The sequence below is a fragment of the Streptomyces sp. NPDC006393 genome (assembly GCF_040628575.1).
Taxonomy (GTDB): Bacteria; Actinomycetota; Actinomycetes; order Streptomycetales; family Streptomycetaceae; genus Streptomyces.
In genome coordinates, this window is sequence record NZ_JBEXZD010000067.1 from 17,421 (window position 1) to 43,185 (window position 25,765).

25 protein-coding genes are annotated in these 25,765 nt (G+C 71.3%); 10 read left to right on the forward strand and 15 right to left on the reverse strand.

Going from position 1 to position 25,765, the window contains the following annotated elements; all coding sequences use genetic code 11:
• Window positions 1–93 precede the first annotated feature (93 nt).
• Window positions 94–1,062, forward strand: coding sequence for a small ribosomal subunit Rsm22 family protein (locus tag ABZ484_RS24865; protein WP_358868129.1), 969 nt, complete (start codon window positions 94–96; stop codon window positions 1,060–1,062).
• Window positions 1,063–1,270: 208 nt separating this feature from the next.
• On the opposite strand, the gene ddaH is transcribed toward ABZ484_RS24865, so the two are convergent.
• Window positions 1,271–2,098: a dimethylargininase gene (gene ddaH / locus ABZ484_RS24870; RefSeq protein ID WP_358868130.1), complete on the reverse strand. Its 828-nt coding sequence runs from the start codon at window positions 2,096–2,098 to the stop codon at window positions 1,271–1,273.
• Window positions 2,099–2,353: 255 nt separating this feature from the next.
• Between ddaH and ABZ484_RS24875 the strand changes: the two genes are divergently transcribed.
• Entirely contained in the window at window positions 2,354–2,968 is a 615-nt protein-coding gene (locus ABZ484_RS24875; protein ID WP_358868150.1) for a TetR/AcrR family transcriptional regulator, read from the forward strand.
• Window positions 2,969–3,081: 113 nt separating this feature from the next.
• The gene (locus tag ABZ484_RS24880; protein ID WP_358868131.1) at window positions 3,082–3,819 is read left to right on the forward strand and encodes a bifunctional DNA primase/polymerase; all 738 of its coding nucleotides are present in this window, start codon (window positions 3,082–3,084) and stop codon (window positions 3,817–3,819) included.
• An 88-nt stretch (window positions 3,820–3,907) separates the two neighbouring features.
• On the opposite strand, the gene ABZ484_RS24885 is transcribed toward ABZ484_RS24880, so the two are convergent.
• The 4 genes from ABZ484_RS24885 to efeO are packed head-to-tail and all read right to left on the reverse strand — an operon-like array spanning window position 3,908 to window position 8,286.
• Window positions 3,908–4,978, reverse strand: coding sequence for a hypothetical protein (locus tag ABZ484_RS24885; protein ID WP_358868132.1), 1,071 nt, complete (start codon window positions 4,976–4,978; stop codon window positions 3,908–3,910).
• On the reverse strand, window positions 4,938–5,810 hold the full coding sequence (gene efeU / locus ABZ484_RS24890; RefSeq protein ID WP_358868151.1) for an iron uptake transporter permease EfeU: 873 nt from the start codon (window positions 5,808–5,810) through the stop codon (window positions 4,938–4,940). Before efeU ends, ABZ484_RS24885 begins: the two co-directional genes overlap by 41 nt.
• Before the next feature lie 5 nt (window positions 5,811–5,815).
• On the reverse strand, window positions 5,816–7,126 hold the full coding sequence (gene efeB / locus ABZ484_RS24895) for an iron uptake transporter deferrochelatase/peroxidase subunit (protein WP_358868133.1): 1,311 nt from the start codon (window positions 7,124–7,126) through the stop codon (window positions 5,816–5,818).
• A 20-nt stretch (window positions 7,127–7,146) separates the two neighbouring features.
• Entirely contained in the window at window positions 7,147–8,286 is a 1,140-nt protein-coding gene (gene efeO, locus ABZ484_RS24900; protein ID WP_358868134.1) for an iron uptake system protein EfeO, read from the reverse strand.
• 170 nt (window positions 8,287–8,456) lie between these two features.
• On the opposite strand from efeO, the gene ABZ484_RS24905 reads away from it, so the two are divergent.
• Together ABZ484_RS24905 and ABZ484_RS24910 are read left to right on the forward strand one after the other, a co-directional pair.
• Complete coding sequence (locus tag ABZ484_RS24905) at window positions 8,457–9,344, forward strand: hypothetical protein (protein WP_358868135.1); 888 nt, start codon at window positions 8,457–8,459, stop codon at window positions 9,342–9,344.
• Window positions 9,337–9,990: a PhzF family phenazine biosynthesis protein gene (locus tag ABZ484_RS24910; protein ID WP_358868136.1), complete on the forward strand. Its 654-nt coding sequence runs from the start codon at window positions 9,337–9,339 to the stop codon at window positions 9,988–9,990. The genes ABZ484_RS24905 and ABZ484_RS24910 overlap by 8 nt, the downstream gene beginning before the upstream one ends.
• Window positions 9,991–10,040: 50 nt before the next feature.
• On the opposite strand, the gene ABZ484_RS24915 is transcribed toward ABZ484_RS24910, so the two are convergent.
• Together ABZ484_RS24915 and ABZ484_RS24920 are read right to left on the reverse strand one after the other, a co-directional pair.
• A complete protein-coding gene (locus ABZ484_RS24915; RefSeq protein ID WP_358868137.1) occupies window positions 10,041–10,232 on the reverse strand; it encodes a DUF397 domain-containing protein in 192 nt (63 codons plus the stop codon).
• 10 nt (window positions 10,233–10,242) lie between these two features.
• Window positions 10,243–11,094, reverse strand: coding sequence for a helix-turn-helix transcriptional regulator (locus ABZ484_RS24920; RefSeq protein WP_358868152.1), 852 nt, complete (start codon window positions 11,092–11,094; stop codon window positions 10,243–10,245).
• 203 nt (window positions 11,095–11,297) lie between these two features.
• Between ABZ484_RS24920 and ABZ484_RS24925 the strand changes: the two genes are divergently transcribed.
• Window positions 11,298–11,717, forward strand: a complete 420-nt coding sequence (locus ABZ484_RS24925) for an ATP-binding protein (RefSeq protein ID WP_358868138.1) — start codon at window positions 11,298–11,300, stop codon at window positions 11,715–11,717.
• A gap of 415 nt (window positions 11,718–12,132) precedes the next feature.
• Here the strand turns inward: ABZ484_RS24925 and ABZ484_RS24930 are convergent, their stop codons facing one another.
• The 5 genes from ABZ484_RS24930 to map form a co-directional block, all read right to left on the reverse strand.
• Window positions 12,133–12,555 carry a hypothetical protein gene (locus ABZ484_RS24930; RefSeq protein WP_358868139.1) on the reverse strand — a complete coding sequence of 141 codons (423 nt, stop codon included), beginning with the start codon at window positions 12,553–12,555 and terminating at the stop codon, window positions 12,133–12,135.
• Between the two features lie 18 nt (window positions 12,556–12,573).
• Window positions 12,574–17,289, reverse strand: coding sequence for a putative T7SS-secreted protein (locus ABZ484_RS24935; RefSeq protein WP_358868140.1), 4,716 nt, complete (start codon window positions 17,287–17,289; stop codon window positions 12,574–12,576).
• Entirely contained in the window at window positions 17,289–17,963 is a 675-nt protein-coding gene (locus tag ABZ484_RS24940; protein WP_358868141.1) for a hypothetical protein, read from the reverse strand. The genes ABZ484_RS24935 and ABZ484_RS24940 overlap by 1 nt, the downstream gene beginning before the upstream one ends.
• Window positions 17,960–18,403: a hypothetical protein gene (locus tag ABZ484_RS24945; protein ID WP_358868142.1), complete on the reverse strand. Its 444-nt coding sequence runs from the start codon at window positions 18,401–18,403 to the stop codon at window positions 17,960–17,962. The genes ABZ484_RS24940 and ABZ484_RS24945 overlap by 4 nt, the downstream gene beginning before the upstream one ends.
• A gap of 191 nt (window positions 18,404–18,594) precedes the next feature.
• The gene (gene map, locus ABZ484_RS24950) at window positions 18,595–19,452 is read right to left on the reverse strand and encodes a type I methionyl aminopeptidase (protein WP_358868143.1); all 858 of its coding nucleotides are present in this window, start codon (window positions 19,450–19,452) and stop codon (window positions 18,595–18,597) included.
• A gap of 58 nt (window positions 19,453–19,510) precedes the next feature.
• On the opposite strand from map, the gene ABZ484_RS24955 reads away from it, so the two are divergent.
• The gene (locus ABZ484_RS24955) at window positions 19,511–19,741 is read left to right on the forward strand and encodes a hypothetical protein (RefSeq protein WP_030169456.1); all 231 of its coding nucleotides are present in this window, start codon (window positions 19,511–19,513) and stop codon (window positions 19,739–19,741) included.
• A gap of 13 nt (window positions 19,742–19,754) precedes the next feature.
• Here the strand turns inward: ABZ484_RS24955 and ABZ484_RS24960 are convergent, their stop codons facing one another.
• A complete protein-coding gene (locus ABZ484_RS24960; RefSeq protein ID WP_358868153.1) occupies window positions 19,755–21,029 on the reverse strand; it encodes an MFS transporter in 1,275 nt (424 codons plus the stop codon).
• 276 nt (window positions 21,030–21,305) lie between these two features.
• Complete coding sequence (locus ABZ484_RS24965; protein ID WP_358868144.1) at window positions 21,306–21,911, reverse strand: hypothetical protein; 606 nt, start codon at window positions 21,909–21,911, stop codon at window positions 21,306–21,308.
• A 152-nt stretch (window positions 21,912–22,063) separates the two neighbouring features.
• Between ABZ484_RS24965 and npdG the strand changes: the two genes are divergently transcribed.
• Together npdG and ABZ484_RS24975 are read left to right on the forward strand one after the other, a co-directional pair.
• Entirely contained in the window at window positions 22,064–22,768 is a 705-nt protein-coding gene (gene npdG, locus ABZ484_RS24970; RefSeq protein WP_358868145.1) for an NADPH-dependent F420 reductase, read from the forward strand.
• 87 nt (window positions 22,769–22,855) lie between these two features.
• The gene (locus tag ABZ484_RS24975; protein ID WP_306189268.1) at window positions 22,856–23,041 is read left to right on the forward strand and encodes a hypothetical protein; all 186 of its coding nucleotides are present in this window, start codon (window positions 22,856–22,858) and stop codon (window positions 23,039–23,041) included.
• On the opposite strand, the gene ABZ484_RS24980 is transcribed toward ABZ484_RS24975, so the two are convergent.
• Window positions 23,031–23,831, reverse strand: a complete 801-nt coding sequence (locus ABZ484_RS24980) for a site-2 protease family protein (RefSeq protein ID WP_358868146.1) — start codon at window positions 23,829–23,831, stop codon at window positions 23,031–23,033. The two genes, ABZ484_RS24975 and ABZ484_RS24980, sit on opposite strands and share 11 nt — an antisense overlap.
• A 237-nt stretch (window positions 23,832–24,068) precedes the next feature.
• On the opposite strand from ABZ484_RS24980, the gene ABZ484_RS24985 reads away from it, so the two are divergent.
• On the forward strand, window positions 24,069–25,765 hold a 1,697-nt coding region (locus tag ABZ484_RS24985; protein ID WP_358868147.1), incomplete at its 3' end, for a BTAD domain-containing putative transcriptional regulator.

A 25,765-nucleotide genomic window follows, 5' to 3' on the forward strand; every position in this document is an offset into this window, starting at 1 on the left:
AATCGAAGGGTGAACGACCCCGCTGCTTCCGTTGATCCCGTTGCACCCACCGGCCCCGTAGCCCCGGTGTCCCCCGACGCCTCGTCGGCGGAGATGCTTCGTGTTGCCCTTGCCGGGCTGCTGGACGGGCTGCCGGCGCGGCAGGCGGCGGGGGCCGTGGAGCGGCTGATCGCCAACTATCGGGGGAGCACCCCGACCGACGCGCCGATCCTGCGGGACCGCGCGGACGTGGCCGCCTACGCCGCCTACCGGATGCCCGCCACCTTCGAGGCGGTGCGCTCCGCGCTGGAGGCGTTCGCGGCCGCCGTGCCCGGGTGGGCGCCCGCCGGGCATGTGGACGTCGGCGGCGGGACGGGCGCCGCGACCTGGGCCGTCGCCGCCACCTGGGAGGGGACCCGGCCGGTCACCGTGCTCGACTGGGCCGAGCCGGCGCTCGCCCTCGGCCGGGAACTCGCCGCCGGCCACCCCGCCCTGCGGGACGTCCGCTGGCAGCGCGCCCGGATCGGAGCCGCGCTCACCCTCGACCCCACCGACCTGGTCACCGTCTCCTACGTCCTCAACGAGCTCACCGAGGCCGACCGGGCCGCCGTCGTGGACGCCGCAGCGACCGCCGCCCGGGCCGTCGTGGTCGTGGAAGCGGGCACCCCCGCCGGCTACGCCCGCGTCATCGAGGCCCGCGACCGGCTCGTCGCGGCCGGATTCCACATCGCCGCGCCCTGCCCGCACAGCGCCGCCTGCCCCATCGTGCCCGGCACGGACTGGTGCCACTTCTCGGCCCGGGTCAGCCGGTCCTCACTGCACCGCCAGGTCAAGGGCGGCTCCCTCGCCTACGAGGACGAGAAGTTCAGCTACGTCGCCGCCACCCGCCTCCCGGTCACGCCCGCGCCCGCCCGTGTCGTCCGGCGCCCCCAGATCCGCAAGGGACAGGTCCTCCTGGACCTCTGCGAGGCCGACGAACGACTCCGCCGCCGCACGGTCACCAAACGCCACGGCGACCTCTACAAGGCGGCCCGCGACGCGGACTGGGGCGACCCCTGGCCGCCGGACGGCCCGACGGCGTAGCGACACAGGAGGAACCGGCTGCCGGAGGCCGCCCGACGGCGGAAGGGGCCGTGGGGATGCGTCCGCAGCCCGCCGCGTACTGCGGTCCCTCCTCCGGCCGACCCGACTCCTTTGGGCCGTATGTCCGTGTGCGGCGGGCTGGACGCACCCCCACGGCCCCGCCCCACCCACGCACAGGACGCGCGACGGCACCACCACTCACCCGCACTCACGGCATCCCGCGCAGCTCCAGCGAGCAGCACTTCACACCCCCGCCCCCCTTGTGCAGCTCGCCCATCTCCACCCCGACCGGCTCGAACCCCCGTTCGCGCAGCGCACCGCACAGCCCCGCCGCCGTCTGCGGCAGCACCACGTGCAGCCCGTCGGAGACCGCGTTCAGCCCGAGCGCCACCGCGTCCTCCTCCGCCACGACCAGCGCGTCGGGGAACAACCGCCGCAGCACCTCCCGGCTGCCGGGCGAGAAGGCAGGCGGGTAGTACGCGACCTCGCCCGCCGTGTCGTCGAGCACGGCAAGCGCCAGCCCGAGGTGATGGAAACGGGGGTCGACCAGCTCCAGACCGATCACCGGCCGCCCGAAGAACTCCTGCGCCTCGCCGTGCGCGAGCGGATTCGTCCGGAAGCCGTGCCCCGCCAGCAGAAAGGCGGCGGTGACGGCGACATCGCCCTCGCCCTCGTTGATGTGGACGGGCACATGCAGATGCGCGAACCCGTTCGCCGCGAACCACTCCAGGTGCGCCTCGGCCTCCGGCTCCCGCCGCGGGTGGGCGAACCGGGCGCCGAACACCCGCCCGTCGACCACCGTGGCGCCGTTCGCCGTGAACACCATGTCCGGCAGCGTCGGCTCGGGCCTCAGTTCCTCGACGGTGTGGCCGAGCGACCGGTACACGTCGCGCAGCCGTTCCCACTGGGCCAGGGCCAGCGCGACGTCGACCGGCTTGGCCGGATCCGTCCACGGCTCGGTGGCGTACGTGAGGTCGAAGTGTGCGGGTGGGCACATCAGAAAGCGCCGGGGTGTGGCGCTGCGGGAACGCACCAAGGCGGCCTCCTCGGGTACCGCGGGGCTGCTTCGAGCCCATGGTGCGCCCGGCACGGCGGTGGCGCGCGGGCCGGGGGCCGGCCTTCGCCCACCCGAGTGGCCCGCCCCGACGAGCAGGCCCCCCACGAGCAGGCACCCGAGGAGCAGGCACCCGAGGAGCACACACCCGACGAGCACGCACCCGACAAGCAGGCACCCGAGGTGCACACCGCCACGGCGAGACGCCCCGTCTCACCCCCCTGCTACCGTCGCCCCATGGTCAAGAAGCCCGCCCCCGACGCCACCCGCCGCAGTGAGAAGTCCCGTCGTGCGATCTACGACGCCGCCCTCGCGCTCGTCGCCGAGGTCGGCTACCCGAAGACCACGATCGAGGGAATCGCGGCCCGGGCCGGGGTGGGCAAGCAGACGATCTACCGGTGGTGGCCGTCGAAGGCGGACGTGCTCCTGGAGGCGTTCCTCGACCTCGGCGAGCAGGCGGCCCGGCAGGCCGGGCAGGTGCCGTACGAGATCCCCGACACCGGTGACCTCGCCGCCGACCTCAAGGCGGTGCTGCGCGCCACCGTCGACGAACTGCTCGATCCGAGGTTCGAGGCGCCGTCGCGGGCGCTGGCCGCCGAGGGCCTGGTGAACGAGCAGCTCAGCCGGGAGTTCGTGGCCAAGCTGCTGGAACCGCAGCTCCAGCTGTACGTGCGCCGGCTGCGCTCCGCCCAGGCCACCGGGGCCGTACGCCCGGACGTCGACCCCCGCATCGCCCTGGAACTCTTCGTCTCCCCGCTCGCCCAGCGCTGGTTGCAGCGCACGGCCCCCATCACGTACGCCTACACCGACACCCTCGTCGACTACGCGCTGTACGGACTGACACCACGCTGAGCGGCGACGCCCGGCCCGGACACGGGGCCGCGGTCACCGCGGCCGCGGGATGGTGGGACCATGGACGCAGCTGTCCAGACGTAGCTGTCCACACCAGCGAGGCGAGGGGATAGATGAGCGCGGAGTTCGGCGGCCGCACCGGCCGGCAGGGCAAACTCTCCCAGTGGCTGCGTGGACGCCGCCCGAAGGAGGCCGCCGGGGACGACGGCCGTGAAGCCCTGCTGCTCGCCGCCGTCGGCGCGGGACTGCCCCTCGCGCCCGCCGCGCACCCGGGGCCCGGATACGGCTGTTCCTGCGACCGCGTCGGATGCCCCACGCCCGCCCGGCACCCGGTGTCCTTCGCCTGGCAGACGCAGTCCACGACCGACCGCGCGCAGATCGAGCGCTGGGCCCGGCACCAGCCGCAGGCGAACTTCATCACCGCGACCGGCATGGTGCACGACGTGCTGGACGTGCCGGTGGAGGCCGGACGGGAGGCCCTGGAGCGGCTGCTCGCCGCCGGCGTCGAGACGGGACCGGTCGCCGAGAGCGACGACGGCCGCATGCTGTTCTTCACCCTCACCCGCGGCACCCCCGAGGACGAGGACGAGTGGTGGCCCTGCGAACTGGACTGCCACCCGGAGACCATGGACGAGCACCCGGGGCTGCGCTGGCACTGCCGAGGCTCCTACGTCCTCGTACCGCCGGCCCGGCTGCCCGGCGACGCGGACCGGTCGGTGCGCTGGGTACGCGGCCCCGAGCATCCGCTGCCCGACCCGCTCAGCCTCCTGGAGGCCCTCACCGACGCCTGCGCCCGCCACGCGGGCCAGGAACCCGGCCACATCGGCGCCGCCTGGCCCCTGGGCCACTGAAGCCGCCGTTGCGAGGAGCCCGCGGAAGGCGCCCCCTCAAAGGCACCCGCGTCACCCGCCCTGCGCCCTCGTCATCCCCTGCACGCGGTCACCCGCCCTGCGCCGTCGTCATCCCCTGCACGCGGCCCACGACCGTGATCTTCCCCTGGCCCTCCGCCTGGCCACCACCGGAGCCGGCCGACCCCGCCGAGCCTCCCGAGCCCGCCGCCGGGTCCAGCACCGCCTCGTTGGAGACGAACTCCATCGTCAGCGACTGCTTGATCTCACCCTTGGTCAGCGCCTGCACGGCCTTGTTCGGGCGCGGCACCGTCGCGCCCGCGGCGGCGGTCTGCTTCATGTAGTGGTGCGTGACGAAGAACACCAGCGCGCCGCCGTCGGCGGTGCGCAGCGCCAGCGGGGCGTAGGCGCCGTTCGTGAGCGGCTCGTCGATGTACTGCGTGGCCAGGCCCGGCTTGACGGCGTCCCGGGCGCGCAGCGCGCGCCAGGTGGTGGTGTGCTGCCCCGGGGCGAAGGTGTCGCCGCCGTCCTTCAGATAGGTGGCGTAGGCCTGGCTCAGGTCGCCCGGACGGGCGGCCAGCCCGGGGGAGTCGGCGGGCACGGCCTCGGCCCAGCCGTCCGCGTCCTGCTTGAACTTCGGCACGTTCGCGGGGGCCACCAGCGTCAGGTAGGCCACCTTCCACGTCTCGTTCAGGTCGTCCCGGGTGAACACCAGCAGCCAGCGCGCGCTGCCGCCCTTGTTGCCCTTGGCGTCGGCGAGGAACCAGCGCGGCCAGCCGGCCTTCTTCGGGATCGTGAACCTGGCGTCGGTGAGCGTCAGCGGAGTGTGCTGGTCGTTCCCGCCCGGGCTGTTGATGTGGCCGGCCTTCAGCCGTGCCGCGTCGATGGCGCCGAATGCGCCCGTGACATGACCCGCGTCCAGGGAACTGTCGTAGGCCTTGTCGGCCTTGTTGTACACGTCCGTGAACTGCGCCAGCGCCTTCGCGGCCTCGGCTCGCGTGGTGGCCGGGAGCACCTCTCGCTCCCCGTGCACCACCACGCACCCGCTCGCCGTCCACGCCAGCGCGGTCACCGTGGCCGCGATCAGGACCTTCCGCTCAAGCCCGCGCAGCTCGGCCCGGCTAAGCCTGCGACGCCTGCGAGGGCCGCGAACCCTGCTCATCAGCTACCGTCACCTTCCCCTTCCCGGAGGCGAACCCTACCGGGGCGAAGAAGAGCGTGAGCGTGGGGACCAGGTACAGCAGCCACACCGTGACCTGAAGGACCGTCGGGTCGGGCTGGAAGTTCAACACGCCCTTCAGCAGCGTGCCGTACCAGCTGTCCGGCGGGATGGTGCCGCTGATGTCGAAGGCCAGACTGGTCAGGCCCGGCAGCCAGTCGGCCTCCTGGAGGTCGTGGAAGCCGTACGCCAGGACGCCCGCCGCGACCACGACCAGCATGGCGCCGGTCCAGGTGAAGAACTTGGCGAGGTTGATCTTCAGCGCGCCCCGGTAGAACAGCCAGCCGAGCAGCACCGCCGTGGCCAGGCCCAGGGCGACGCCCAGCAGCGGGCGCGGGGTGCCGTCGGAGGCGGCGTGCACGGACGCCCACACGAACAGCGCGGTCTCCAGGCCCTCCCGGCCCACGGCCAGGAACGCGGTGACCACCAGCGCGCCCGTGCCCATCGCCAGCGCCTGGTCCAGCTTGCCGTGCAGTTCGGACTTCAGATGCCGGGCGGTGCGCCGCATCCAGAAGACCATCCAGGTCACCAGACCCACCGCGAGGACGGACAGCGAGCCGCCGAGCGCCTCCTGCGCCTGGAACGTCAGCTCCTGGGAGCCGAACTCGAGGACGCTGCCGAAGCCCATGGCGATGGCGACGGCGATGCCGATCCCGGTCCAGATCGGCCTCAGGGCGTCCCTGCGGCCGGTCTTGACCAGGTAGGCGATCAGGATGCACACGACGAGGCTGGCCTCCAGCCCCTCGCGCAGACCGATCAGGTAGTTGGAGAACACTGGCCTCACGCCTCCTCGGACAGCAGGGTGCGCCCCCACCAGTCGTTCGCGTCGCGAACGCCCGGCGGAATCGCGAAGACCGCCGAACCCACGTGCTGGATGTACTCGTTGAGCGCGTCGTGCGCCGACAGCTTGCGCTGGAGCGGGATGAAGCCCTTGCGCACGTCACGCTGGTAGGCAAGGAAGAACAGGCCCGCGTCCAGCCGGCCCAGGCCGTCCGTGCCGTCGGTGAAGGAGTAGCCCCGGCGCAGGATGGTGATCCCGCCGTTGGAGTCGGGGTGCGCGAGCCGTACGTGGGCGTCGGGCTTCATCGCCTTCAGGAACGGCTCGTCGTGCTCCTTCGCCTTGCCGACGGGAGCGCCCTCGCCCTTGTCCCGGCCGAAGACGTCCTCCTGCTCCTGGAGCGAGGTACGGTCCCAGGTCTCGACGTTCATCCGGATGCGCCGGGCGACCAGGTACGAACCCCCGCTCATCCAGGCGTCCTTCGCGCCGGTGTCCCCGTCGCCGACCCACACGAACTTCTTCAGCCGGTCGGTCTCGGTGCCCGCGATGTTGCGGGTGCCGTCCTTGAACCCGAAGAGGTTGCGCGGGGTCTGGGAGCCGGGGGTCGTGGAGGAGGTCTTGCCGAAGCCGAGCTGGGACCAGCGGATGGCGACCTTGCCGAAGCCGATGCGGGCCAGGTTGCGGATCGCGTGCACGGCGACCTGCGGGTCGTCCGCGCAGGCCTGGATGCACAGGTCGCCGCCGGTGCGGGTGCGGTCGAGGTTGTCGCCGGGGAACTTGGGCAGGTCGACCAGGGCGGCGGGCCGCTTGTCCGTCAGCCCGAACTTCTCGAAGAGGGACGGGCCGAAGCCGATGGTGAGGGTCAGCCGGGACGGCTTGAGGCCGAGGGCCTCGCCGGTGTCGTCGGGCGGCGCCTCGGCGAGCCCGCCGTACGCGCCCTCGCCGACCGTCTTCCCGGCGGTCATCCGGCGTGCGGCGGCCGTCCAGTCCTTCAGCATCTGCACGAACTCGGCGCGGTCGTCGGTCTTCACGTCGAACGCGGCGAAGTGCAGCCGGTCCTGCACGGGCGTGGCGATGCCCGCCTGGTGGGCGCCGTGGAACTCCACCGCGCCACCGGCGTCCGCGCCGGACGCCTCCGTGCCGTCCCCGCCGGTGGCCATGGCCACCGCGCCGCCGGCGGCGACGGCGCCGAACGCCAGGCCGGCCCCGCCCCAGCCGATGAGGGCCCGGCGGGAGGGCCTGCGCCCCTGCTCCGAAGCGCTGTCGCCCTCGCCCTCGCTCCGGCTCTGGCTCTGTGCCTGGGTCTCGGTCATCGGTCTCGCCCTCCTGCTCCCTACTTGACGACGGCGGCGGCGAGCTTGGACAGCGGCTCGGCGAGCGCGTTCACCGCGTCCGAGAGCTCCTTGCGCTGGTCCTCGCCGACCTTGTCGTAGGAGGTGAAGTCGTACGACGACTTGTCCGTGCGGTACTTGTCGAGCAGTGCGTCGAGCGCGGTGAACTGCTTGTCCAGCTCCTTGGTGAGGGCCGGGTCGTTCTTCGCGGCGACGGGCTTGAGCAGCCCGTAGGCCTTCTGCGCGCCCTCGACGTTGGCCTTGAAGTCGACGAGGTCGGTGTGGGAGTAGCGCTCCTCCTCACCGGTGACCTTGCCGGTGGCGACCTCGTCGAGGAGTTCCTTGGCGCCGTTGGCCATGGAGGTCGGGGTGATCTCGGCGGTGCCGACCCGCTTCTGCCAGTCCTTCAGGTCGGTGACCAGCTGGTCGGCGAGGGTCTTCTCCTCGGCGCCGATCTTCCCGTTCTTCCACAGGGCCATCTCCAGCCGGTGCCAGCCGGTCCACTTCTGGCCCTGCTCCAGGCCGTCCTCGCGGACGTCGACCTTGGGGTCGATGTCACCGAAGGACTCGGCGACCGGCTCGGTGCGCTCCCAGCCGAGCCGGGAGGGCGCGTAGGCCTTCTTGGCGGCGGCGACGTCCCCGTCCTTGACGGCCTTCACGAACGTCTCGACCCGGGGCAGGGTCTCGTCGGCCTGGTCCTGGGCGTACTGGCGGTAGGCGGCGACGGCCTCGTCCAGCCGCGGGTCCCGCTTCGCGACCGCGCCGGAGCCGGTGACGGTGAGCTTCTGCCGTACGCCGTGCCCCTTCATCCCCGGCCGGCAGGCGATCTCGTACGAGCCCGCCTTCACCTCGGCGGTCAGCGTGTACTTGGTGCCGGGACCGATGTTCTCCTTCTCCGAGACGATCCGGTCGTCCGGGAACAGGATCTCCACCTCGGTCGCCTTGGACCCCTTGTTCTCTATCTTCAGCGTGACCTGACCGGCCGGAACACTCTTGACCGAGGTCTCGCAGGTGGAGTCGGCGGCGGTCACCTGGATCGCGTCGCCGTCCTTGGCGTCGCTCTTGGCGGTGCAGGCCGTCAGGGCGGTCAGAGCGGCCGCGGTGACGGCGGCGGTGACGACGGGGAGTCGGACGGCTCGCATGCAGGCTCCAGACGAGAACAGTTGGTGAGGCTCACCTAACTTAGCGCAGGCTTACCTCGGGCATACCCCCGGGGTCCGTGATTCACCTCACCTGCCCGGCCCGCGGGTGCGCGCGGGTCCGTACGGGAAATCCGCTGTCGCACCGGGACACCCGCCCGGAGACTGTGGGCATGGGCAGAGCACTCAGGGAATGCGGACCCGCTGCCGGACTCGTACTGGACGTCGGCGCGCGCACGGGCCCGCCGCCCCTGCGCTTCGAAGTGACCGACGGCGGCCGGATGCTGCTGCGGCAGGGCGAGCGGCCGGTGCTGGTGGGCCGCACGGTCGGCGACGGCTGCTGCCGGGACCTGCACCTGCGCCGCACCGACGACTACCGCTCGCCCCTCCCGCCCCCGCGGGCCGCCACCATGCGCTCCGCCACCGACTGGCCGCACCGGTACGCGCGAGAGCTGGAGGAGACGGAGCACGGCCCGCTGCACGAGGGCCGCTGGCAACTCACCGCCCGGACCGCGTTCGCCCCCGGCATCTGGACGGAGGACCTGGTACGGGACTGGCCCACCGCCCGCCTCGAACTCCTCTGCGGCGGCGGCTGGCACGGAGTCCTCCCGCTGCGCTGCATGTCACCACCGGACGCGCCCCGGGTGAAGGCCTACCGCAAGCACGTCCGCGAGGGCACGATCGCGCCCGTCCTGCTGTGGTGGGTGTCCTTCCTCGACGGCTGGCTGCTCCTCGACGGCCACGACCGGGCGATGGCCGCGCTCGCGGAGGGCGGCACCCCGCCCTGCGTGGTACTGGCCCGCCTGCCGGACGAGGCGGACTGGCGTCGCCAGGCCGCACAGTTGACCGCGGCGCACGAGGAGCACACGGCACGCCTCGCGGCCCGCCCGCCGCGCGCGGGCATCGAACACCAACGAGCCACCCTGGAGCGGGGCTTCGCCGACGTCGTGGCAGGTCTCCCCTACGAGGAGGCCGACACGTCCACCTGGCCACTGCCCGGCGGCCCCGAGGCCTGGCAGGCACTCGCCGCCCGCGCGATGCTTCAATGCCCGGGTGACTGACTACGACGTGCTGCGCGTCTTCTGCGGACCCCGCGGCGGCTACGGCAACGAGCTGGGCGTGGTCCGCGACGGCTCCCTGCTCCCCGACCGGGACGACCGCCAGGCGCTCGCGGCGAAACTGGGCTTCAGCGAGACGGTGTTCGTCGACGACCCGGAGCGCGGCGTCATCGACATCTACACCCCCACCCTGCGCCTGCCGTTCGCCGGCCACCCCTGCGTCGGCACGGCCTGGCTCCTGGACGTCCCCGAACTGGTCACCCCCGCCGGCCCCGTCGGCACCCGCCTGGACGGCGAGTTCACCTGGATCGAGGCCCGCCCGGAGTGGGCCCCACCGCGCACCCTGCGCCAGTACGCCACCCCCTCGGAGGTCGACGACCTCGAACTCCCCCCACCAGGGGAGTGGATCTACGCCTGGTCCTGGGAGGACGAACCCGCCGGCCGCATCCGCGCCCGCGCCTTCCCGGGCCGCGACGACGGCATCGAGGAGGACGAGGCGACAGGCGCCGCGGCGCTGTTGCTCACCGCCCAACTGGGCCGAGCCCTGAACATCACCCAGGGCACAGGCTCCCAGATCCTGACGGCCCCCCAGCCGGGCGGCTGGGTGGAGGTGGGGGGACGGGTGGTCCTCGAGGGCCAGGAACGCTGAGGGGGCGAGCGTTCCGCTGGGACGAGATCGGTGTGGCCGGCAGAAGGTGGCTAGTGGCGGGTCTCCTTCAACGAGTGGACGAAGGGGAGGAAGGCTGCGGCCGTGAAGGTGAGGGTCGCTCGGTCCGGGGCCTTGGAGTCCCGGACGCCTATGTGGATGTCGAGGTCGGCGATTTCGACGCATGTGTTGCCATCGCCACCCCCGGAGTAAGACGACTTGCGCCAGCGGACGACCTGGTTCATGAGGGGCGCCTCACAGTTCCTTCGTCATGCGGTGGATGAAGTCCCGTGACTCGACGGGCTGCAGTGCTGCTTTCCCCACCTTATTGAGCAGGGCCCGGAAGCGCGCCAGTTGGGATTCGGCGTCGATGAAGGCCGTGCCGTGCGGAGCGTCGCGCAGCACCGTGTCCAGCCGGGGCACCGTGCCACCCACGTACATCATCTCGATCCCGGCGCCGGCGAAGCCCTCTCTCGTGAAGGGGATGACCCGCACGGTGGCTCGTTCGTGTTCGATCGCCCTCAGAATTTCACGAAGTTGAGCGCGGGCGGCATGGCGATCGGAGGCCAGGAAGCGCAGAGCAGCCTCATGCACGATCGTCTCGTACGGGACGGGTGCCTCTCGCTCCAGGACGGATCTGCGCCTCATCCGGTGCTCGACTCGGGGCTGCAGCTCGCTCTCGGGAAGCTCCGGGACCATGTAGCCGAAGACGGCACGGGCGTAGTCGGGGGTCTGGAGCAGTCCGGGGACGTGGCTGGTGACAACCTCGCGCAGGAACGTGCCGTGGTGCTCTGTCTCGGCGACGTCCAGGAACACCGGCGGCAGCACTCCCCGATACTCCTCCCACCACCCCTGCGCGCGCTCGGTGGCCATTGCGACCAGGGCATCGATGAGTGCCTCGTCGGCGCAGGCGTAGTGCGCCGCCAGTCGCCGTACGCGTTCCTCGCTGACGCCCGCGAAGCCCGCTTCGACCTGACTCATCTGTGCCGAGGTCGAGCTGATCAACCCCGCCACCTCACGAGCCTTCAGGCCGGAGGCCTCCCGCAGCCTGCGTAGCTCGATGCCGAGGCGCACCTGTCGCGCCGTGGGTTGGCTTCTCGGCGCCATCGCTCCTCCACCATCAACCACCATGCGGTCGTGCTTCGTTCGGGCGTTAGATTACGGGACTCGCTTGCGGGAGGAAAAATTTTTGCTCTACCGTCGGTGATGCAACGCACACGCAGCGGAAGTGCACCGTTCCGTCGCGCCATGACGGCTGCGGCAAGGCCACCACGCGCCAAATCCCACTCACCGACCGGAGTTGACGACGCATGCCCGAAAACGAACTGAGCGAGTCCTGGGACTACAGCCTCTACATCCCCAACGACCTAAGAGCGGTCACGGTCTGCCGCCGCACCCTGCGCCTGATCCTGACGATGCACGGACTGATCGGCCTGGTGGACACGGCGGAACTGCTGGCGACGGAGCTGGTCTCGAACGCCGTACGCCACACGAAGGGGCCGGCCGCACTCAGGGTCCGCCGCACCCCGCAGGGGGTGGTGTGGATCGGAGCGTGGGACACCGACCCCGCACCGCCGGACCCGCCACGACCGCTGGAGCAGGTCGGTGAGGCGGAGGAGGGAAGGGGCCTCGGCTTGCTGACGGCCTGCGCGGACTACTGGGGCTGGCGCCCGTCGGCCCGCTTCGGGGATCAGGGGAAGTACGTGTGGTGCGAACTTGTCGCGGCGTAGCTCGCTGATCACCACGTGCGGAATGCGGATGCGCGTGACGGGGGGCAAGGTGTCCGCAGGCGAGTGAGGGCAGGCCATCCCGGAGGCCCGGCCGAGATCTCAGGCGTCGACGGAGGAGGCGTACCCGTTCTCGTTGAGTACGCCGTCGACGCGCATCCCGACCTCGTACCGGGTGGTCTGCCCGATGAGCTGGCGCACGCCTTCGATACAGGCTTCGACTTCGGACTTGGGATGACTCGGTTGATGTCGTCCTCGGTGACTGGGGTCGAAACATCGGAGTTTGCGCGGATGAAGTTGGTGACGGCCTGCCTCCAGAACCCAGGTCGCCCGTTCTCGTGGCGACAGCATTACTCCAACCGGCGCCCGATCCGGGAGGTCCAGGCGCTGCGGGATCATAGTCCGACCGGAGGCGGAATCATTGAGTAATGGAAGCCGCTCGCCGGGCCGTCACCGCTTCGATGAATACTTCTGGTGGCCTGTATGAATGCTCTGTGACGTAGTGATATACGAGATCCGGTGCGATCAGCCAGTCGCCCGACTCTGCAACGACGCGAATTTCGGCTCCCCCCAGCGAAACCTTTGCGTCGGCGATTTCTACAGAGAGTGGGTACTCTATTTCTTTATTGTCGTGAGGAAGTAGGCACCTGTGCCATCCACGCGTCCGCATTTGGCGACTATTGCGCACCAATTCGCGCAAGCCTTCGAGGAAGGGATCCGGGGCAGGGCCCCGTGTGTAGTCGTGCCCGGTGTCGAGCCAACCGACATTGCGGGCCGTTACTCCGCTGGGAATTGATTCCGGGAAGTACTCATAAGGAGAGAGGTCCGTATAGTAAGTCACGCTAGGCTTTTCCTGTCCCTAGAATATGGATCTGCACGCCGCCCAGTGTACTGGCCCCATGTTGGGTCTCAGCAGCTCAGACAATGGAGTTTCGGTGGTGACGGTCACGTTCCGGGGAGTCCCCAGGATATTCAGATCATCACCCGGGAAAAGTGAGTAGTTGGGGAGTTGCTCGCCTGGCCCGTAAACCTCGAGAGCGGGAGGGGTGCCAGTTTCGATCTCATTCCCCAGGGCATCGGATATAGGCTGTCCGTGGCGGCTGTACATGTGGACGCTCGTGCCGTCCGGGATAGTTACGGGGGTACCGTCGCCCATACGTATTCCCCCGTGGCCGCTCAGCACAAACTGGTTGTCGGGCCGACCCATCCCTCGTACGTCGACAACCCCATCTCCGGATGAGGCTACAAAGTCCGGTGCTGCACGCGTCCTTCCAGGGCAAGGCGACAGGCCAAGAGGATCCATCCAAGTATGAGGATTGATCACGTATCCCGTGGCATTGGGAGCCGGGGTGAGGCCCAAAGGATCGGGAACTATGTATCGGCCGGTTTCAGGGCTGTAATAGCGGAAGTAGTTGTAGTGAAGGCCGGTTTCGGGGTCGTAGTACTGACCCGGGAAGCGTAGAGGCGTGTAGGTCGTGCTGTTGGCCGCCCACGCCGTTGTTCCCCACAGGGTTGAGCGGGTGTGCCAGGCGACGTCGCCCTGCTCGTTCAGGAGTTCGGTCGGTGTGCCGACGAGGTCGGTGACGATCGCGAAGAAGCGGGAGTCGATCTCCTCCTGCGGGGCGTCGGCCGCGGTGATGCGTTCCGTTTGACTCAGGGGGCGCAGGCCTTGGTGGTCCCAGGTGAGGGTGACCGGGTGGGGGAGGTCGGGGGACGTCGTGGTCTGTTCGCACAGGGTTGTGCCGTCCCAGGTGAAGTCCACCCGTTCGACGACCGTTTCGCCGTCTTCCGCCAGGCGGAGTTTGGCCGTGCGGCGGCCCAGGGGGTCGTAGGTGTAGCGCCAGCGGGTGCCGTCCGGGGTGGCGACCGACGTCAGGCGGTCCTCCGCGTCCCATTCGTAGCGCCAAGTGTCCGGTTTGCGGGACAGACGTGTTTTCTGGCGCAGGGTGATGCGGCCGAGCGTGTCGTGTTCATAGCGGACACTGCCCGCGCGGGTGATGCGAGTGCCGGTGTACGTGCGCTCGCCCGTCGCCTCCTGCCCCGGGTGGTCCGTCGGCCAGCTGGCCTGTGTCTGGTTTCCGGCCTCGTCGTAGGCGTATCGCTCGGTCCAGTTCGCGGCGTGGACCGCCGTCACCCTGCCTGCCGCGTCCAGGTCGAAGCGGCGGGAGCCCGACAGTTGGTCTTCGATGCCGGTCAGGTTGCCGTCGGCCCGGTACGTGTACGTTCGGTGTTGGACGGTGCGGTTCGCTCTGGCCGTCACCGATTGGGTGGTCAGGCGGCCCAGTGCGTCGAAGGTGTGCTGGAGGGTGACGGCTTCGCCGATGTGGCGGGTCAGTTCCCGGCCCACCGGGTCGTAGGTGAAGTCGATCGACCGGCCCGAGGCCGTCATCCCGGTGCGGCGGCCGGCCGCGTCGTAGGACCAGGTGGTCGTTGCCCCGGTCGGTGTTGTACGGCTCGTGCGGCGGCCCAGCTGGTCGTAGGCGTATGCCAGTTCGCGTCCGTTGACGGTTTCCGTCCGTACACGGCCGTGGCGGTCTCTGAGGATGGTGAGGGTGGTGCCGTCCGGTCCGGTGGCCTGTGCCAGTTGGTCGGTGAGGTCGTATGCGTATGCCGTGACCCGGCCCGCCGCGTTCTTGCGGACCACCTGGCCCAACTCGTTGCGGTCGAACGTCACCGTCTGGCCGAGAGCATTCCTGCGGGACGCGAGGCGGCCTGACGGGTCGTGCGTGTACGTCAGCGTCCGGTCGTCGAAGTCCGTCTCCGTCACCAGGCGGCCGGCCGGGTCGTACTCGTACGTCCACGTCAGGCCCTGCGGGTTCCTGACCTTCGTCAGGCGCAGTTCGCTGTCGTGCTCGAACTCGTAGCGGACGCCGTCCGGGCCGGTGCGGGCGGCCAGCAGGTCGAAGTGGGTGTACTCGAAGCGCGAGACGCCGCCGATGGGGTCGGTGTGGCTTGTGCAGTTGCCCTCGCCGTCGTACGTCCATGTTTCCGTCGTGCCGTCGGGGGCCGTGCGGCGGGTCAGGTGGCCTTCGATCGACCATTCCAGGCGAGTCGTGGTGCCTGTGGGGCCCGTGATCGTGGTGGGGCGGCCGAACGGGTCCCGTTCGTAGCGCGTCGTCGCGCCCAGTGGGTCCGTTGTCTCAACCGGGAGTCCCGCGCGGTCGCAGACCACCCTCGTCGTGTTGCCCAGCGGATCGGTCACCGACGTCAGGTGGCCGGCCTCGGTGTAGGTGAAGGTGGTGGTCCGGCCCGCCGGGTCCGTCAGCGATGTGCGGTTGCCTCGGTCGTCGTAGGTCTGGCGGATCACTGTGCCGTCCGGGTTCGCCACCTTCACCGGCAGGCCCAGGGCGTTGTACTCCGCCCTCGCCTCCCGGCCGTCCGGGCGGACAACTCGTCGGAGTTCGCCCGCGTCGTCGTACTCGAACGTCGTCGTGTGGCCGAGCGGGTCCGTCGTGGACAGCAGGCGGTTGTAGCGGTCGCGCCGGTGGCGGGTGACCGCGCCGAGCGGGTCGGTCTCGGCGGCCACCTGCCAGCGGTCGTTGACGAGGAACCGGCGGGTGTGGCCCTCGGCGGTCGTGGTGGTGGTGACGCGCAGGCCGGTCTCGGGGTCGGTTCCGTCGTAGGTGATGCGCAGGCTCATGTGGCCCGCCGAGCCGCCCTCGGCGACGCAGCGGTCCCGGTCGTCGTACTCGTAGGTGTAGCCGCGGTCGTTCGTGTCCGTCCAGGACGAGATGCGGCCCCGGTCGTCGTAGGTGAAGCGGAGTGGCAGGCCCGAGGAGTTGATGACCTCCGTGAGATTGCCGTCCGTGTAGGCGAAGCGTTTCAGCTCCTGGCCGGTCGCGGTCAGGTGGTACGCCGTGACGCGTCCGGACTCCGTGGTGATGCGGACGCCCTGACCGCCGCTCGTGAAGACACCCAGCGGGGTGCCCTCGGCGTCGTACTCGAAGGTGATCCAGTTGCCGTTGCGGTCGTCGATCTGTTCCAGTACCGCGAGGTTTTCGCCCCGGTCGGTGAAGTGCCGGACGCGGCCGGTGTGCGGGTCGCTGACCGTGTAGCCGCCGTCCACGCGGTCCAGGGGCAGGCGCGGGCCGTGGCTGGGGAGCGTCGGCAGGCCCGGTGCCGGGTGTGGGTAGGAGAGCAGCAGGCCGTCCTCGGTGACGAAGACGACGCCCTCCGCGTCGACCTCCAGGCGCTGGTCGAGCGTCGAGGACCAGGACGGGCCGAACCAGCGGCCCAACCGGTAGCCCGACTCCACCCGTCGGTTCAGCAGCAGCGGCAGGGCGCCGGGCAGCGTGACGTCCGTCTGCGGCAGGTACATCTTGCCGGTGGCCAGGTCGACGGGGTCGGTGCCTTTGCTGACCCGGGAGTCCTCGGTGCGGCTGACCTTGCCCGCATCCCGCTCCACGGTCTCGCGGGCAGCCCGCTTGGCTGCCGATTCCGCCGCCGTCTCCACACCTTCCTTGGCCGCCGCCCGCAGGCCGCCTCCGGCCATCCCCAACCCCTTGGTGCCGATCAGTTCGGGGAGTAGACGCCCGATGCCCTCGGCGGGGTCCTTCTTGAAGCCGTCCCACGCCGACGCGATCGCGCGGTCGGGGTGGGAGGCCGTGGACACCAGACCCGACAGGGTCATGCTGACGTTCTGGAAGTACTGGGCCGGGTGCGTGAGGTTGTACGGGTCGATCGGGTTCAGGCCGCGCACGAAGTTGACCAGTCCCGCACCGCCCTTGACGACTCCGCCGACGACGTGGGTCGCTTCGGCGCTGAGTACGCCCAGGCCGTCCACCGAGTCCATCTTCAGCCGGTCCAGCGGCGACGGTTCGGCGGGGGCGTGCGCGAGGGCGGCGCGCACGGACGAAGCCGCTTTGTGCCCCGCGTCGTTGCGCTGGCGGCGGGCCTCGGCGAGGATCTCGCGGGCCCGCTTGATGTCGGCGGTACCGGGATCCTTGAAGGGTTCCGGGCGCGGTCCCGGATCCCGGCTCTGCTTGATGGCCGCATTATAGGCGTCGACGCGCTTGTTGTACGCCGCCACCGCCTTCTCGGAGGCGTCGGTGCCCTTCTCGTAGAGCCGTATGGCCTCCTTGGCCTGGCCCTGCGCCCAGGTGACCGTGCCCGCGTACGCGTCCAGGGCCTTGGCCGCCTTGTCACAGGCGTCCGCCGCGTGCAGCCACTTGGCGGGGTGCATCGCGAACTTGTCGCGGAAGGTGTCGGCGGCCTGGCCCTTCCAGTGGGAGGAGTCCAGGTTGCGCATGCCCCGGCCGACCTTGTCGAAGGAGGTGTGGAAGTCCCTCAGATGTCCGGCGCTGGCCCTGATCGCGCTCTCGCTGCCGTGGATGAGCTCGTCGGCCTGGTCGGTCTGGCCGAGTTGCTGCTCGCCGGGGGTGGCGCCGAGGTCGGAGGCGAGGTTGTCGCCGAAGTCCTCGACCTTGTCGGCCCAGTCGTGGGCTCCGACGTAGTCCAGGCCGTCCCCGATGAGATCCGTGCCCTCGTCGATGCCCTCACCGACGAGCTTCTTGCCGGCGTTCCAGCCGTCCTCGAGCTTGACCAGACCGGAGTTGACGAGATCTCCGAAGCCCATCAGCCGGCACCGCCGCCCTGCTGGCCGCCCGGCCGGCCGGTCTCTGCCTGTTCACCGGCGGAAGGGCCCAGACCACCGGCTTCCAGAAACGCTTTGTACTCTTCCTCGCTCAGTCCGGTGTTGTCCCTGAGGTTGATCGGACTGGGAACCGCGCCGGAGAAGGCCTGCGATGTCAGAACGTCCCGGGTGGCGTCCTTCCAGCCCTGTGCGCTGTTGTCCCAGGCACGCTCGAAGGACGCCTGGCTGTAGTCGGCGTGAGCGAGCGCGTTGTTGTCCCCCAGCTGTCCCCAGCTCATCTTCGACACGTCGTCCTCGGACGCGTACGGATTGCCCATCACCGCGTTTGCGCCGATCTTGAACGCGCCCTCCACGTACTGATCGGTCTCGTAGTACGTGCCCGCCGAAAGCCCCACGCCCTGTGCGAAGTCGTTGCCCTCCACGACCAGGGCGCGCACTCCCCACTCCCAGCGCTCGCAGAACGACTTCAGCGCCGAGGCCAACTCCTCGTGACCCAGTTGCATGCCAGACAGACCCACATGCTCGAAACCACGCCCCGTGCCGGCCACGTAGTCGATGCCGACCTCTTTGAGCTCCTGCAGGGTCAGGTCGATGCCCTGCGTGATGAGGTCCAGGCCCTCGGCCTTGAGGTCCTCCCCGTCCCCGTGACCACTCACCGCGGCCGCTCCCCGTCTTCCACGTCCACCGCCGCTCCATCGGGCACGATCCCCGCCACCGGCGGGAACAGCACCCCGTCACCGCCGCTCCCCACGTCCAGCGCGACCCCGCACGGCACACCGGCCGCCGGCACGGCGGCGTCCAGCAGCCGCGCGCCCAGCACCGTCCGATACGTCCGCTCCCGCGCGCCGTCAGCCTTCGCGACAGCGAACCGGGAGAGCGCCGCCTCATCGGAGAAGGCGTAGATCCAGCGGACGCCGCCGTACTCCCCGACCAGAGGAGCCTCGTCCTCACCGAGCGGCACGAGCACAGCCGTACGACGGAACTCGCCCAGCAGTGCGGCGAACTCACGGCGCCTGCCGGTGCTCTCGTCGTCGGCCGAGTCCGAGGAGGAGCGCGAGTCCGCAGGTGGTGGAGGTGGCGTTGCTTCGGGGAGCACTAGCAGTGCCGTGCCGACGTCGGTCGAGTAATGCTCGTCGTCTCCGTCCGGCCTCCCCCGTGATCAACCATGCCCGGAATCATCACATCATCACTTTCTGATGTGCAACGCGGACACTGGACGGGCGCCTGATTCCAGCCTCCCGGGTGCCGGTCACGTACTCTCCCGGGCGGCCCGCAGCAAGCGTGGGGTTACGGCAGCGTCAGGATCTCCGCGCCCGTTTCCGTGACCACCAGGGTGTGTTCGAACTGGGCGGTGCGTTTGTGGTCCTTGGTGACCACCGTCCAGCCGTCGTCCCAGACGTCGTACTCGTGGGTGCCGAGGGTCAGCATCGGTTCGATGGTGAAGGTCATGCCGGGGCGCATGAGGGTGGTGGCGTGCGGGCTGTCGTAGTGGGGGATGATCAGGCCGGAGTGGAAGGACGAGTTGATGCCGTGACCGGTGAAGTCGCGGACCACGCCGTAGCCGAAGCGCTTGGCGTAGGACTCGATGACCCGGCCGATGACGTTGATCTGGCGGCCCGGCTTGACCGCCTTGATCGCGCGGTTCAGGGACTCGCGGGTGCGTTCCACGAGCAGGCGGCTCTCCTCGTCGACGTCACCGACCAGATACGTGGCGTTGTTGTCGCCGTGCACCCCGCCGATGTACGCCGTGACGTCCAGGTTGACGATGTCGCCGTCCCGCAGGACCGTCGAGTCCGGGATGCCGTGGCAGATCACCTCGTTGACCGAGGTGCACAGCGACTTCGGGAAGCCCCGGTAGCCGAGCGTCGAGGGATAGGCGCCGTGGTCGCACATGTACTCGTGCGCCACGCGGTCCAGCTCGTCCGTGGTCACGCCCGGCGCGATGTGCCGGGCCGCCTCCTCCATCGCCTGGGCGGCGATCCGCCCGGCGACCCGCATCGCCTCGATGGTCTCCGGCGTCTGCACCTCCGGCCCGGTGTACGGCTTCGGCGCGGGCTTGCCGACGTACTCGGGGCGGCGGATGTTTCCGGGTACGGAACGGGTGGGGGAGAGCTCCCCGGGGACGAGCAGCGACTGGCCAGACATGACAGCGAGTCTATCCAGCGGCGATGGGGGAACATGTCCGTGGCGAGAGGAGCTGGTCATGCCCCTGTTCAAGAAGCGCACCGTCGGAAAGCCGGGCGAGTGGTTCTACTGCCTGGAGCACCAGAAGGTCGAGGAGGGACCCGAGTGTCCCGCCAAGGACCGGTTCGGCCCGTACGCCTCCCGGCAGGAGGCCCAGCATGCGATGGAGACCGCCCGCGAGCGCAACCTCCAGTGGGAGAACGACCCCCGGTGGCACGACACGGCCGCCGGCGAGAGCGAAGAGGGCTGATCGGCCGGGCCGGTCACGCGCGGGCCCGGACCGCGGCTGCGCGTTCCTCGCGCAGCCGCACCGCGTGCTCGTTCGTCCGGGCGTCGTACCTCATCAGCCCCGGCAGGCACACGGCCAGCAGCCCCACCGCGCCCGCGCACAGCAGCCCGCCCGACCACACCGACGCCCGCACACCCCACCACGCGGCCACGCCGCCCGAGCGGACCTGGCCCAGCTGCGGGCCCACCGAGTAGGACAGCAGCTCGATCCCGGCGAGCCGGCCGCGCAACGCGTCGGGGATGGTCTGGTTCCACATGGCCCCGCGGAAGATCCCGCTGACCATGTCGCAGCCCCCGGCCACGGTCAGGAACAGCAGCACCAGCCACACATCGCCCACCACACCCGCGGCGGCCACCGCCAGACCCCACAGCAGCGCCGCCAGCACCACCATCCGCCCGTGCCGGTGCACCCGGGACGTCCAGCCGCTGGTCACGCTCACCAGCAGCGAGCCCAGCGGCACGGTCGCGTACATCAGGCCCAGCGCCCAGCGGGCGTCCAGCTCGTCCGCGAGGAACGGCAGCACGGCCAGCGGCATCGCCAGGAACATCGCCGCCAGGTCGACGACGTACGTCCCGAGCAGCTCCTTGCGGCCCCAGGCGTACCGGGCGCCCTCCGCGATCGCCCGCAGGGACGGCTTGGCGGCCTCGTGGGAGGCGGGCTGGGCGGCGATGCGGACCACGAGCGCGACGGAGACCAGGAACGTCGCCGCATCGGCCGCGTAGGCCGGGGCCAGCCCCGCGTACGCCACGATCACGCCCGCCACGGCCGGACCCGCCACGCCCCCGGCCGTCCAGCGCAGCGAGTTCAGCGCCGTCGCCGCCGGCAGATGCTCGTGCGCCACGATCCGCGGCCACAGGGAGTCCAGCGCCGGACGCTGCACGGCGCCCAGCGCGGAGGACAGGGCCGCCACCACGTACAGCGGCCACACTGTCGGGTGCGGCAGCATCGCGTTCACCAGCAGGACGGCGCTCAGCACGCCCTGACCGGCCTCGCTCCACACGATCAGCCGCCGCTTGTCCAGCGCGTCGGCCAGTGCCCCGCCGTACAGTCCGAACACGATCAGCGGCACCAGCTCCACGGCCCCGATCGCACCCACCGCCGCGGCCGAGCCGGTCAGCTCCTTCATCTGCACCGGCAGCGCGACGAAGGTGAGGAAGCTGCCGAAGTTCGAGATCAGGCCCGACACCCACAGCCGCCGGAAGTCCCGGGAGGCCCGCCAGGGGGCGAGGTCGGGGAGCAGGGCCCGCAGACCGGAGGGTGGGGTGGCGGTGACGGGGGTCCGCGCGGGCTTCGCGGTTTCCGCGGTCTCGGGTTCTGGGCTTTCCGCGGTTCCTGGGTTTTCCGTGGTTTCCGCGGGTTCGGTGGGTACGGCGGCGTCGGTCACGTGGCGAGATGCTCCGGCGGGCGAACGGCGCGGGCAACTGGTTTTCCGTGCGCTGCCGGCGCGAAGGCGTGCGCTGCCGGTGTGGGGGGCGTGCGCCACCGGGGCGTGGGGGCGTGTGCTGCCGGGGCGTGGGGGCGTGTGCTACCAGCGTGGAGGAGGTGGAGCCGTCAGCAGTTCCGTCAGTCGGGACAGGCGGTCGCGGAACCGTCCGCGGCCCCGTCCGGACGGCAGCGCGTTCTCCCCGGCCGCCGCGCTGACCAGGTGCTGCACGGTGTCCAGGTCCAGCTCGGCGCCGTCCGGCACCGCCAGCGTCTCGTGCGCCATCGCCGCCAGCTCGCCCCCGTCCGGCCCCAGGGCCAGCACCGTCGCCCCGGCCCGCCGCGCCTCGTGCACCCGCCCCAGCAGCGGGGCGGGCCCGGTCTCCTCGGGGGCCACGACCAGCAGCGTCTCGCCGCGCCGAGCCGCCTCCAGCCGGCCGAGCCCGACGGCCAGGTGCGCCGGATCCGAGGGGCGCGCGTCGTGCCGTACCAGGGTCGGCGCCAGCTCCGGGGTGCCCGACCAGGCGGCCTCGTCCACCAGATGCGCGGCCAGGTGCCACGGCTCGTACTCCGGCGTGCCCACGAGCAGCAGTCCGCCCCCGTGCGACACGACGGACCCCCGCAGCACGCCCGCGAACCGCCGGGTGGCACCCAACCACTCGGTTCCGGCGAGCACTTCACGCAGCCATGCGACCCTTACGGCATCCATACGCGCGCATCCTGCCCCAAACCGCCCGGTGCGAGGGCGAGTTCGGCCGTAATTCGCCCGCCTCGGGGACGGTGGCACCGGCCGCCGGCGCAGGCCCGGCACATGGCGCACCTGAACGGGTGAAGGAGGAGCCGCGGACGTAGAGTCGGCCCATGACCTCTAGCGACAGTGCACAGAAGGCGCCCGCCAAGGACCCCTGGGACCTGCCCGACGTCTCCGGGCTGGTCGTCGGCGTGCTCGGCGGGACCGGTCCGCAGGGCAAGGGCCTCGCCTACCGCCTCGCCCGGTCCGGCCAGAAGGTGATCATCGGCTCCCGCGCCGCCGAGCGCGCGCGGGCCGCGGCGGAGGAGATCGGCCACGGCGTCGAGGGCGCCGAGAACGCCGAGGCCGCCCGCCGCAGCGACCTCGTGATCGTCGCCGTGCCCTGGGAGGGGCACGGCAAGACCCTCGAGGCGCTGCGCGAGGAACTGGCCGGCAAGCTCGTCGTGGACTGCGTCAACCCGCTCGGCTTCGACAAGAAGGGGGCCTACGCCCTCAGGCCCGAGGAGGGCAGCGCCGCCGAGCAGGCCGCCGCCCTGCTGCCGGACTCACGGGTGACGGCGGCCTTCCACCACCTGTCGGCGGTTCTGCTGCTGGACCCGGAGATCGAACAGATCGACACCGACGTGATGGTGCTCGGCGAGGAACGCGCCGACGTGGAGATCGTGCAGGCGCTCGCGGGGCGCGTCCCCGGCATGCGCGGCATCTTCGCCGGCCGGCTGCGCAACGCCCACCAGGTCGAGTCCCTGGTCGCGAACCTGATCTCGGTGAACCGCCGGTACAAGGCGCACGCCGGGCTCCGCGTCACCGACGTATGACCTCATGGGGGACACTGGTGGCCGAAGAAGTACCCAGTACGACACCCGGCACGACCCGGCAGTGTCCCCCGACAGGAGCCGACCGACATGCCCCGCCTCGCCCTCTACGCCCTGATCGTCTGCGTCCTCTCCGTGGCCGCGGCGGTCGTCTCCTTCGTCCAGGGCAGCTGGCTGGGGATCGTGTGGATCCTGCTGGCGGGACTGTCGTCCAACATGACCTGGTACTACGCGCGCCGGGGCCGGGCCGCCCGGGACGGGTCCGTCACGGGCTGAGCGTGCAGAACTCGTTCGTGCCCTGCCAGAAGCGGTACGCCTCCTGGCCGCAGTAGCTGTCGAAGTCGCTGATCCCCAGGCCCCGCAGGATCGCGTCGATCACGTCGAAGAAGACGTTGTTGATCGACGGCACCCACAGCAGCGCGAACACGATCAGCAGGCCGAACGGCGCGAAGGGCTCCACCTGGCGCTTGACCTTGTACGACAGCCACGGCTCGATGACTCCGTAGCCGTCCAGGCCCGGGACCGGGAGGAAGTTCAGGATCGCGGCCGTGACCTGGAGCAGCGCGAGGAACGCCAGGGCGAAGCGGAAGTCGCGGGGCACGCCGTCCAGCGCGTGCAGCCAGAACGGGGCCGTGCACACCGCCGCGAACAGCACGTTCGTCAGCGGGCCCGCCGCCGAGATCAGGCTGTGCCGCCAGCGGCCCCGGATCCGGGACCGCTCGATGAACACCGCACCGCCCGGCAGGCCGATCCCGCCCATGATCACGAAGATCACCGGGAGCACGATGCTCAGCAGGGCGTGCGTGTACTTCAGCGGGTTCAGCGTGAGGTAGCCCTTCGCGCCGACCGTGATGTCCCCGCTGTGCAGCGCGGTGCGCGCGTGCGCGTACTCGTGCAGGCACAGGGAGACGATCCAGGCCGCCGTCACGAACAGGAACACCGCGACGCCCGGCTGCTCGGCGAACCCGGTCCAGGTGGCCCAGCCCGTGACGGCGGTGACGGCGAGGATCCCGACGAACACGGGACTCATCCGCCGGTCGCTGTGGCGGGTGGTGACGGTGGTCATCGGGAAACTCCTGTGGTCGTCCTGGTCCGTCCGGGCGAGCCCGACCGTACCGGGCGCAAGGGAGGAACGTCTCGTGTCGGCTGTCGGATTCCTTCGACGGGTCCCTTTCAGGGAGATTCGTGGTGGGTGGGGGCGTGTGGGGCGGGGCGCGGCGCGTGTGCCGGGACACCGATTCCGGAAGCCACCGGGCGCCGCGCCGCGCAACCCCCGTGACCGGCCCTGACGTCCCTGGAGACAATGGACCCCGTGCGCTATCGCATCCTCGGCACCACACAGGCACTCCGCCCGGACGGCACGGCCGTCCCGGTCGGCGGGGCGCGGCTGCGTGCCCTGCTGACCGTGCTCGCCCTGCGACCCGGCCGTACGGTCCCGGTCCGCGTCCTGGTCGACGAGGTGTGGGCGGGTGATCCGCCCGCCGACGCCACGGGCGCGCTCCAGGCGCTGGTCGGGCGGCTGCGCCGGGCGCTCGGCGCGGACGCGGTCGCCTCCGCCGAGGGCGGCTACCGGCTCACCGCCACGGCCGACGACGTCGACCTGCACCGTTTCGAGCGGCTGGTGGGCGAGGGGCTGCGCGCGCTGGGCGACGGCGACCCCGCGAAGGCGGCCGGCGTCCTCGACGACGCCCTCGCCCTGTGGCGCGGCCCCGCCCTCGCCGACCTGCCCGACGGCACCGCCGAGGCGGCCCGCTGGGAGGCCCGCCACCTGGACGCGCGCCGCGCCCGGCTCACCGCCGGGCTCGCCCTCGGCCAGGCCGAGCAGGTCCTGCCGGAGCTGACCGCCCTGTGCGACACGCATCCGCTGGACGAGCCCCTCCAGGCCCTGCGGCTGCGCGCGCTGCGCGAGGCGGGCCGTTCGGCCGAGGCCCTGGCCGCCTACGAGGACGTACGGCAACTGCTGGCCGACCGCCTCGGCTCCGACCCCGGACCGGAACTGCGCGCGCTGCACCAGGAGCTGCTGGATCCGCGACGCGCGCACGGGGCCGCGGCCCCGGGCTCGGCGGTTTTGGGCGTGGGCGTCTCGGGCCGGGACGGGCGGCCGGGGAGCGGTCCCCGCCGGCCCGGCGAGCGCGAGCGGGGCCCTGACCGGGACGGCGAGCGGGGCGCCGAGCGCGGTGACGAGCGGCGCGGCGGGCAGCGTGACGAGCGGCGCGAGGGGCAGCGTGACGAGTGGCGCGAGGGGCGGCGTGACGAGTGGCGCGAGGAGCCGGGTGGCCGGCGGCCCGGGTTGCCGGGCGGTGAGCGGCCCGGCGAAAGGGCCGGGGAGCGGTCCGGCGCTTCGGCCGGACCCGTCGCGTCTCCTTCCGGGGCGCCTGCCGGGCACGCCGGGCCCGCCGGCGCCGCTGGTCTCACGGATCTTTCGGAGCCCCCCTCCGGTCCCGCGGGTGCCGCCGCACCCGCCGCCTCTTACGAGGCTTCCACCGGTGTGAGCTCCCCCGTGAACCCGGCCGTACAGCCGCCCAGCAACCTTCGGGCCCGGCTCACCTCCTTCGTGGGGCGGGAGAGGGACATCGAGGCGATTCGTGCGGACCTCGCAGGTGCCCGGCTGGTCACGCTGCTCGGTCCCGGTGGGGCCGGGAAGACCCGGCTGTCGCAGGAGGCCGCCGAGACGGTGCGCCCGGTGCTGCGGGACGGGGTGTGGCTGGCCGAGCTGGCCCCGGTCGACGACCCGGACGCGGTGCCCGAGGCCGTGCTCACGGCCGTCGGAGCCCGGGAGACCGTGCTCTACGGCGCCGGCGCGGAGGAGATGCGCGTCGCCGTCGCCGACCGGCACGACGACCCGGTGGAGCGGCTCGTCGAGCACTGCGCCCGGCGCCGCATGCTGCTCCTCCTCGACAACTGCGAGCACGTCGTCGGCGCCGCCGCGCACCTCGTCGAGGAGCTGCTGGCCCGCTGCCCGCACCTCACCGTCCTCGCCACCAGCCGCGAACCCCTCGG

Coding starts and splice junctions, on each gene's coding strand:
- ABZ484_RS24935 (WP_358868140.1), bottom strand. CDS start 17,289: ATGGGCTTCGGAGATCTCGTCAACTCCGGTCTGGTCAAGCTCGAGGAC.
- map (WP_358868143.1), bottom strand. CDS start 19,452: ATGTCTGGCCAGTCGCTGCTCGTCCCCGGGGAGCTCTCCCCCACCCGT.
- efeO (WP_358868134.1), bottom strand. CDS start 8,286: ATGCGAGCCGTCCGACTCCCCGTCGTCACCGCCGCCGTCACCGCGGCC.
- ABZ484_RS24980 (WP_358868146.1), bottom strand. CDS start 23,831: ATGACCACCGTCACCACCCGCCACAGCGACCGGCGGATGAGTCCCGTG.
- ABZ484_RS24955 (WP_030169456.1), top strand. CDS start 19,511: ATGCCCCTGTTCAAGAAGCGCACCGTCGGAAAGCCGGGCGAGTGGTTC.
- ABZ484_RS24965 (WP_358868144.1), bottom strand. CDS start 21,911: ATGGATGCCGTAAGGGTCGCATGGCTGCGTGAAGTGCTCGCCGGAACC.
- ABZ484_RS24865 (WP_358868129.1), top strand. CDS start 94: ATGCTTCGTGTTGCCCTTGCCGGGCTGCTGGACGGGCTGCCGGCGCGG.
- ABZ484_RS24915 (WP_358868137.1), bottom strand. CDS start 10,232: ATGAACCAGGTCGTCCGCTGGCGCAAGTCGTCTTACTCCGGGGGTGGC.
- ABZ484_RS24975 (WP_306189268.1), top strand. CDS start 22,856: ATGCCCCGCCTCGCCCTCTACGCCCTGATCGTCTGCGTCCTCTCCGTG.
- ABZ484_RS24885 (WP_358868132.1), bottom strand. CDS start 4,978: ATGAGCAGGGTTCGCGGCCCTCGCAGGCGTCGCAGGCTTAGCCGGGCC.
- ABZ484_RS24925 (WP_358868138.1), top strand. CDS start 11,298: ATGCCCGAAAACGAACTGAGCGAGTCCTGGGACTACAGCCTCTACATC.
- npdG (WP_358868145.1), top strand. CDS start 22,064: ATGACCTCTAGCGACAGTGCACAGAAGGCGCCCGCCAAGGACCCCTGG.
- ABZ484_RS24875 (WP_358868150.1), top strand. CDS start 2,354: ATGGTCAAGAAGCCCGCCCCCGACGCCACCCGCCGCAGTGAGAAGTCC.
- efeB (WP_358868133.1), bottom strand. CDS start 7,126: ATGACCGAGACCCAGGCACAGAGCCAGAGCCGGAGCGAGGGCGAGGGC.
- ABZ484_RS24920 (WP_358868152.1), bottom strand. CDS start 11,094: ATGGCGCCGAGAAGCCAACCCACGGCGCGACAGGTGCGCCTCGGCATC.
- ABZ484_RS24905 (WP_358868135.1), top strand. CDS start 8,457: ATGGGCAGAGCACTCAGGGAATGCGGACCCGCTGCCGGACTCGTACTG.
- ABZ484_RS24880 (WP_358868131.1), top strand. CDS start 3,082: ATGAGCGCGGAGTTCGGCGGCCGCACCGGCCGGCAGGGCAAACTCTCC.